Below are 1,308 nucleotides of genomic sequence, written 5' to 3' on the forward strand. Positions count from 1 at the left end.
TGACCCGTCCCGGGTTTGTTGGAGGCTCGATCAGAAGGGAAGATCGAGCACATGGCAGCGAAGTCCCCCTACTCTCCGGAGCTGCGCCGGCGTGCGGTGCGCATGGTCGGTGAGGTCCGCCCCCAGTACCCGACCGAGTGGGCCGCGATCACCGCGGTCGCCGAGAAGCTGGGGATCGGTACGGCCGAGACGTTGCGTACCTGGGTGCGCCGGGCTGAGGCCGACGATCGGCCGGCGGGAAACAGCAGTGAGTCGGAGGAAGTTAAGCGGCTCAAGCGGGAGAATGCCGAGCTTCGTCGGGCGAATGAGATTTTGAAGGCGGCGTCCGCTTATTTCGCCCGGGAGCTCGATGTGAAACCGCCGCGCTAGTCGAGTTCGTTGACGCGCATCGGGACCGGTTCGGGGTCGAGCCGGTCTGCGCGGCCCTGGAATTTGCGCCGTCTACCTATTACGCGGCGAAGAAACGTGAACGATTCCCGTCGGGCCGTTCTGTTCGGGATGAGGTTCTGAAGATGGAGATCGAACGCGTGTGGGAGAAGCCGGGCCGGAAGGTGTACGGGGCCCGTAAGGTCTGGCAGCAGCTGAACCGTGAGGGAATCGTGGTGGCGCGGTGCACGGTCGAGCGGCTGATGGGCGAGCTGGGCATCGCCGGGGTGTGCGCCCAGAGCAAGCGGCCGCGAACCACGCTGCCCGCCGAGTTCGGAGACATGCCTTCGGACCTGCTGGAACGTGGCTTCGATACAGCGGCGCCTAACCATGCGTGGGTCGCTGACATCACGTATGTGCCGACCGAAGCCGGGTGGGTGTACACCGCTTTTGTGCTCGATTTGTTCTCCCGGCGGATTGTCGGGTGGCAGGTCGCCGATCACCTGCGGGCCGATCTGGCATTGGATGCGTTGGAGATGGCGATCTGGTCACGCCGGGAAAGGATCGGCGACAAGCTGGTCCATCACTCGGATCGTGGCGTGCAATATACGGCGATTCGCTACGCCGATCGTCTCGATGAGATCGGTGCGGTCCGTTCCGTCGGCAGCAAAGGTGATTCCTACGATAATGCCGCCGCGGAGTCACTAAATAGCCTGTACAAGAGAGAGCTCATCGACTTCCGCGGGTCATGGGAAGGAGTAATGGATGTGACCATCGCCACCATGGAATGGGTGGCGTGGTATAACAGCGAGCGACTCCACTCGTACTGCGGCGGAATTCCTCCCAAAGAGTTCGAGGAATCGTTCTATAAGTCACAGGAATCCACTAAGATAACTTCACGTATCCAAGCGATCTAGCCTCCAAGATCGCCGGGGCGGTCCA

The 1,308-nt window shown here is 62.0% G+C and carries 1 protein-coding gene; it reads left to right on the forward strand.

All coding sequences use genetic code 11. The annotated features are described in order from the left end of the window. Positions 1-51 precede the first annotated feature (51 nt). A protein-coding gene (locus QWU11_RS47040; protein WP_290121130.1) for an IS3 family transposase occupies positions 52-1,283 on the forward strand; the annotation gives its coding sequence in 2 pieces (ribosomal slippage) (positions 52-334 and positions 334-1,283; 1,233 coding nt in all). Positions 1,284-1,308: the final 25 nt, after the last annotated feature.

Source organism: Actinomadura sp. DC4 (assembly GCF_030406325.1).
GTDB lineage: Bacteria > Actinomycetota > Actinomycetes > Streptosporangiales > Streptosporangiaceae > Actinoallomurus.